The 5,370-nt window shown below is 70.7% G+C and carries 6 protein-coding genes; 3 read left to right on the top strand and 3 right to left on the bottom strand.

Translation table 11 applies throughout. The annotated features are described in order from the left end of the window. Positions 1–284: 284 nt before the first annotated feature. Positions 285–1,211 (bottom strand): hypothetical protein, encoded by a 927-nt coding sequence (locus EHS43_RS36345; protein ID WP_125194867.1) that lies wholly within the window; start codon positions 1,209–1,211, stop codon positions 285–287. Between the two features lie 80 nt (positions 1,212–1,291). Between EHS43_RS36345 and EHS43_RS36340 the strand changes: the two genes are divergently transcribed. Further along, positions 1,292–1,486, top strand: coding sequence for a DUF3046 domain-containing protein (locus EHS43_RS36340; protein ID WP_037708609.1), 195 nt, complete (start codon positions 1,292–1,294; stop codon positions 1,484–1,486). Positions 1,487–1,642: 156 nt separating this feature from the next. Then, positions 1,643–2,902 (top strand): AI-2E family transporter, encoded by a 1,260-nt coding sequence (locus tag EHS43_RS36335; RefSeq protein WP_125194866.1) that lies wholly within the window; start codon positions 1,643–1,645, stop codon positions 2,900–2,902. Between the two features lie 11 nt (positions 2,903–2,913). On the opposite strand, the gene EHS43_RS36330 is transcribed toward EHS43_RS36335, so the two are convergent. Both EHS43_RS36330 and EHS43_RS48350 read right to left on the bottom strand, forming a co-directional pair. Then, the gene (locus tag EHS43_RS36330) at positions 2,914–3,720 is read right to left on the bottom strand and encodes a hypothetical protein (RefSeq protein WP_260470879.1); all 807 of its coding nucleotides are present in this window, start codon (positions 3,718–3,720) and stop codon (positions 2,914–2,916) included. Further along, entirely contained in the window at positions 3,720–3,842 is a 123-nt protein-coding gene (locus EHS43_RS48350; protein WP_260470878.1) for a hypothetical protein, read from the bottom strand. The genes EHS43_RS36330 and EHS43_RS48350 overlap by 1 nt, the downstream gene beginning before the upstream one ends. Before the next feature lie 320 nt (positions 3,843–4,162). Between EHS43_RS48350 and recA the strand changes: the two genes are divergently transcribed. Continuing rightward, positions 4,163–5,287 (top strand): recombinase RecA, encoded by a 1,125-nt coding sequence (gene recA, locus EHS43_RS36325; RefSeq protein WP_125194865.1) that lies wholly within the window; start codon positions 4,163–4,165, stop codon positions 5,285–5,287. Positions 5,288–5,370 lie beyond the last annotated feature (83 nt).

Here is a 5,370-nt window from a genome sequence, read left to right as displayed (position 1 = left end):
CCCGTGAACCAGCCGCGGGTGGCGGGGGAGAAGCCGTTCAGGGCTCGGTGTGCTCGGCTGACCATGCGTCCATCTTGCCTCCGGGGACTGACAACGGGTTGTCTCCGGCGGTTGGCCGGGTGGGGTTGTCGTCCGGGTGAGGGTGAATGGGGGCGGGCGTTTTTGCGCAGTTACCCGCGCCCCTGATTGCCCGCGGCGCAGCTGCCGCCACGGTGGGGGCTCTGCCCTGGCCGGGGACCTGGGCCTCCCGCTCCGCCGTGCACGGCTACCGGTCCACCGTGGGGTCAGCCCACCTCACGGCCGTACGCGCGCAGGGTCCGCAGGGCCCTGATGGTCGCCATGGGGCGTGCTTCGTGGGCGACGGTGGGGGCCCACCGGCGTCGGCGGGTCGGCCAGCCGCCGTCCTCCTGCTGGGCGGCCGCGAGGAAGTCCAGGGAGCGGGACATCTCCTCGTCCGTGAACCAGCCGCGCGCGAGGGAGTCCGGCGTCCTCGCGTAGTCGTGCGGGAAGTGGTGCTCGTCCGGGGCGGAACCGTCGAGGTTCGAGGGGTCCAGCGCGGCGAGACGCCGCTCGCGCACCAGGCGGCCGAGGCGGTCGGCGGTCGCCTGCGCGCGCGAGCGGTCGGGGGCGGAGTCCAGGAAGGTGAGGGCGGCCTGGATCTCGGCCGGATGGGACACCTGGAGGGACTCCACCGCCTGCCAGCAGAAGTCCGTGGCCCGGAAGAGCCAGGCGTGCCACACCTCGTTGCGGTGCAGCAGACCGACCACCGGGCCGGTGGCGAGCAGGTCGCTCGGCGGGGCGTCGACGACCGGCATGGAGGGGGCCGTCGGATAGCCGCGCTGGGCGGTGGTGACCTTCGGGAGGGCACCCTCCGGGGTGGAGACCGAGGTGAGATAGCGGCACACGCGCTCCACGCGCTGTCCGCCGCAGCGTCCGACGGCGTCCAGGACCCGCAGGGCGTGAGCGGTGTGCAGGGGCTGGCTGACCGGGCCGCGAAGATCGGGCTCCAGGGCGTGGCCGTAGCCGCCGTCCGCGTTGCGGTGGGCGTCCAGGGCCGTCTCCACCGGGTCGGGGCCGCCGTTCAGGAAGTGGTACGCGAACAGACGCTGCTCCAGCACACGCGCGGTGAGCCAGACGAAGTGCTCGGCGCGGAAGAGCGGGGAGTGCGCCGGTGGCGTCTGGGGGAGTGGGAAGGCTCCTGTTTCGGGCATGCGTCAGACCGTAGGGCGGAAAGCGGTCTCGGCAGGCGGTCCCGGCCCAGGCCCACCCTCAGGGGCGGGATACTGGAGTCATGCGGTTGACGGTCTTCTGGCAGCGGATGGCGGAACACTTCGGTCCGGGGTACGCCGACACCTTCGCGCGCGATCATGTGATGGCGGAGCTCGGTGGGCGCACCGTGCACGAGGCGCTGGACTCCGGCTGGGACGCCAAGGACGTGTGGCGGGTGGTCTGCACCGTGATGAACGTTCCGGGCGAGCGGCACTGAGGGGCGTGAACGTTCCGGGCCGGCGGCACTGACACGGCGTGAACGCTCCGGGGAGAAGTGCCGATTTCGTGTGAACATCTCACGAAAGAGGCTCCGGCCGGTCACGAAGATCGCAGGACGGCACTCATTGTCAGTCACGTGGGCGAGACTTGCACCGTGGCACCCACTGACGAGTCCGGGCAGGCAGCCCAGCACGCATCTCCGCTCGGCCCGACGCCCCCCACCCGGCCCCCGGCCGCAGGCGGCGGGCCGAACGCCCGCATGCCGCGCTGGCTGCCGCGTGCCATGGTGCTGGCGCTCGCTCTCATCGCCGTGTTCCAGCTCGGCAGTTGGGCCTTCCACCAGCTGATAGGCCTGCTGACCAACGTGCTCATCGCGTTCTTCCTGGCCCTGGCCATCGAACCCGCGGTGAGCAAGATGGCCGCGCGGGGCATGCGCAGGGGACTCGCCACCTTCCTCGTGTTCTTCGGCGTGCTGATCGTGACGGCCGGCTTCGTGACGCTGCTCGGTTCGATGCTCGCGGGCCAGATCATCAAGATCGTCGAGGACTTCCCCGACTACCTCGACTCCGTCATCGCCTGGATCAACGGGCACTTCCACACCGAGCTGAAGCGGGTGGACGTCCAGGAGGGGCTGCTGCGCTCCGACTGGCTGCGCAACTACGTGCAGAACAGCGCCACCGGCGTCCTGGACGTCTCCGCCCAGGTCCTCGGCGGGCTCTTCCAGCTCCTGACGATCGCGCTGTTCTCGTTCTACTTCGCGGCGGACGGCCCGAGGCTGCGCCGCGCGCTCTGCTCCGTCCTGCCGCCCGCCCGCCAGACCGAGGTGCTGCGCGCGTGGGAGATCGCCGTGGACAAGACCGGCGGTTACCTCTACTCGCGCGGTCTGATGGCCCTGGTCTCCGGCATCGCGCACTTCATCCTGCTCCAGGCCCTGGACGTGCCGTACGCGCCCGTGCTCGCCGTGTGGGTCGGCCTGGTCTCGCAGTTCATCCCGACCATCGGCACCTATCTCGCGGGCGCCCTGCCCATGCTGATCGCCTTCACGGTCGATCCCTGGTACGCGCTGTGGGTGCTGATCTTCGTGGTGATATACCAGCAGTTCGAGAACTACGTGCTGCAGCCCAAGCTGACCTCGAAGACCGTCGACATCCATCCCGCGGTCGCCTTCGGATCGGTCATCGCGGGCACCGCCCTCCTCGGCGCGGTCGGCGCCCTGATCGCCATTCCGGCGGTCGCCACGCTTCAGGCGTTCCTCGGGGCGTACGTGAAGCGGTACACCGTCACCGACGACCCCCGGGTCCACGGGCACCGGAAGCCGGGCGAGGGGCCCTCGCCGGTCACGCGCGTGCGTGCGCTGTGGGAGCGGCGGCGGCCCCGGACGCAGGACACCACCGGCGAGGACGGCTCGTCCTGAGGGTGCCGGGTTCAGAAGGCGAGAGCGGCCCACAGCGCGGCGCCGAGGACGGCCGCGACGTAGGCACCGATCGCCGCGTACAGGATCCGGCGCCGCAGTGGTTCGCTCCAGGACGTGCGTGAGAGCAGCCAGGCCAGTGCCGGCAGGACCAGGACCGCGTGCAGGCTCACGCCGTGCAGCGGCTTGAGCGGGGCGGTCGAGTGGTACGCCGCCTCCTGGTGGCCGGTGCGGGTGAGGACGACCCCGCGCGCGATCATCGCGGCGCCCGAGGCGAGCGCGACCAACAGGATCGCGAACCCCGACCGCACCGCGAGGTCCATCCCCGCCGGGCCCGAGGGCCGGTGGCGGAAGGAGGCGATCGCCAACACCGTCAGCAGCACCACCAGGACGCCGCCGCCCACCGCGAGCGTCATGGACACCGCCGTGTCGAAGGGGGTCTCCATGTCGAGGTGCGAGGGCACTCCGCGCCACGCCTGGAGGGTGATGCCACCGACCTCCAGGACGCAGTCCGCGGCGAACAGCGCGAGGAGCAGGGCGCGTGGCCGCGGACCGACGCGGAGATACGACGTGACCCAGGTGACCGCGATCAGGGTCACCCCGAAGGACACCCCGAACGTCACCGGCTTGCGCCAGGAGACCGGCCCGTCCCAGGGGCCGCCGTCCACGGCGAACACCACCAGGTGCGCGAGCCCGGAGAGGACCAGGAGGAGACCGGTGGCGTGACAGAGGCACTCCACGCGGCGGGCGTCGGCGTCGACAGCTCGCGGCACCGGCGTCCGGTCCGGCGCCGCGGGAGCATGCGGCAGAGTCGGTTCCATCAGGCCCCTGCCGCCTTCCGGGCCGGGCAGGCCGCTGCTCCGGCGATCACCAGGCTGCCGGCCAGCGTGCCGGGTCGACGGTGGGTGGAGGCGGCTTCTCGGGTACTCGTCGTGGTCTCCATGGCACAAGGCTCGCGAGAACGGCCCGGCCGGTCGTCCTACCGCCGAAGGCGCCTCGTGTACGCCGTGGGGAGTAGCCGGAGAGGGGTCGTAGGAGGCCGCAGGAAGTGGCCCCGGTGCCGCGTGGTGCGCTTGACACGAAAATCGAACATCCATTCATATGGAAGCTCCGGCGAAGCCAGCGGCGGGCGTTTCGACATGGTTTGCATGGAGAAGTACCCGAGTTATCCACAGGCCGGACGGGCGTCGGGGCGCATTGTCAGTGGCAGGCGTTAGCGTCTTTGACGTGAAGCGATCGACTCAAGCAAATCGGGTGGAACCCATGGCAGGAACCGACCGCGAGAAGGCGCTCGACGCCGCGCTCGCACAGATTGAACGGCAGTTCGGCAAGGGCGCGGTCATGCGCATGGGCGAGCGGCCCAACGAGCCCATCGAGGTCATCCCCACCGGGTCGACCGCGCTCGACGTCGCGCTCGGCGTGGGCGGCATCCCGCGCGGCCGCGTGGTGGAGGTGTACGGCCCGGAGTCCTCCGGCAAGACGACCCTGACCCTGCACGCGGTGGCCAACGCACAGCGGGCCGGCGGCCAGGTGGCCTTCGTGGACGCGGAGCACGCCCTCGACCCGGAGTACGCGCGCAAGCTCGGCGTGGACGTGGACAACCTGATCCTGTCCCAGCCGGACAACGGCGAGCAGGCCCTGGAGATCGTGGACATGCTGGTCCGCTCCGGTGCCCTCGACCTCATCGTCATCGACTCCGTCGCCGCGCTCGTCCCGCGCGCGGAGATCGAGGGCGAGATGGGCGACAGCCACGTCGGTCTGCAGGCCCGTCTGATGAGCCAGGCCCTGCGGAAGATCACCAGCGCGCTCAACCAGTCCAAGACCACCGCGATCTTCATCAACCAGCTCCGCGAGAAGATCGGCGTGATGTTCGGCTCCCCGGAGACCACGACCGGTGGCCGGGCGCTGAAGTTCTACGCCTCGGTGCGCATGGACATCCGCCGTATCGAGACCCTGAAGGACGGCACGGACGCGGTCGGCAACCGCACCCGCGTCAAGGTCGTCAAGAACAAGGTCGCCCCGCCCTTCAAGCAGGCCGAGTTCGACATCCTCTACGGCCAGGGCATCAGCCGCGAGGGCGGTCTGATCGACATGGGCGTGGAGCACGGCTTCGTCCGCAAGGCCGGCGCCTGGTACACGTACGAGGGCGACCAGCTCGGCCAGGGCAAGGAGAACGCGCGCAACTTCCTCAAGGACAACCCCGACCTGGCCAACGAGATCGAGAAGAAGATCAAGGAGAAGCTGGGCGTCGGTGTGCGGCCCGAGGAGCCTGCCGCCCAGCCGGGTGCGGACGCCGCGGTGACCGCTGCCGGGGACGACGCCGCGAAGGTGCCCGCTCCGGCGGCCACGAAGGCGACGAAGGCCAAGGCCCCGGCCGCCAAGAGCTGATCCCGTGACACGGCGAACCGACTGGGCCGAGTACGAGGACGCCCCGCGAGGGTGGGGCGGAAAAGGCGAGGGGGGTTCTGCCG

Source organism: Streptomyces sp. RP5T (assembly GCF_003933965.1).
In the GTDB taxonomy this organism is placed as follows: domain Bacteria; phylum Actinomycetota; class Actinomycetes; order Streptomycetales; family Streptomycetaceae; genus Streptomyces.
Note: the sequence above shows the minus strand (reverse complement) of the source record. Positions and strands in the feature narration are given on the sequence as shown.

Bases quoted from the DNA above. Each gene is read 5' to 3' on its own strand.
- EHS43_RS48350 (WP_260470878.1), bottom strand. From the start codon at position 3,842: ATGGAGACCACGACGAGTACCCGAGAAGCCGCCTCCACCCACCGTCGA.
- EHS43_RS36345 (WP_125194867.1), bottom strand. From the start codon at position 1,211: ATGCCCGAAACAGGAGCCTTCCCACTCCCCCAGACGCCACCGGCGCAC.
- EHS43_RS36340 (WP_037708609.1), top strand. From the start codon at position 1,292: ATGCGGTTGACGGTCTTCTGGCAGCGGATGGCGGAACACTTCGGTCCG.
- recA (WP_125194865.1), top strand. From the start codon at position 4,163: ATGGCAGGAACCGACCGCGAGAAGGCGCTCGACGCCGCGCTCGCACAG.
- EHS43_RS36330 (WP_260470879.1), bottom strand. From the start codon at position 3,720: ATGGAACCGACTCTGCCGCATGCTCCCGCGGCGCCGGACCGGACGCCG.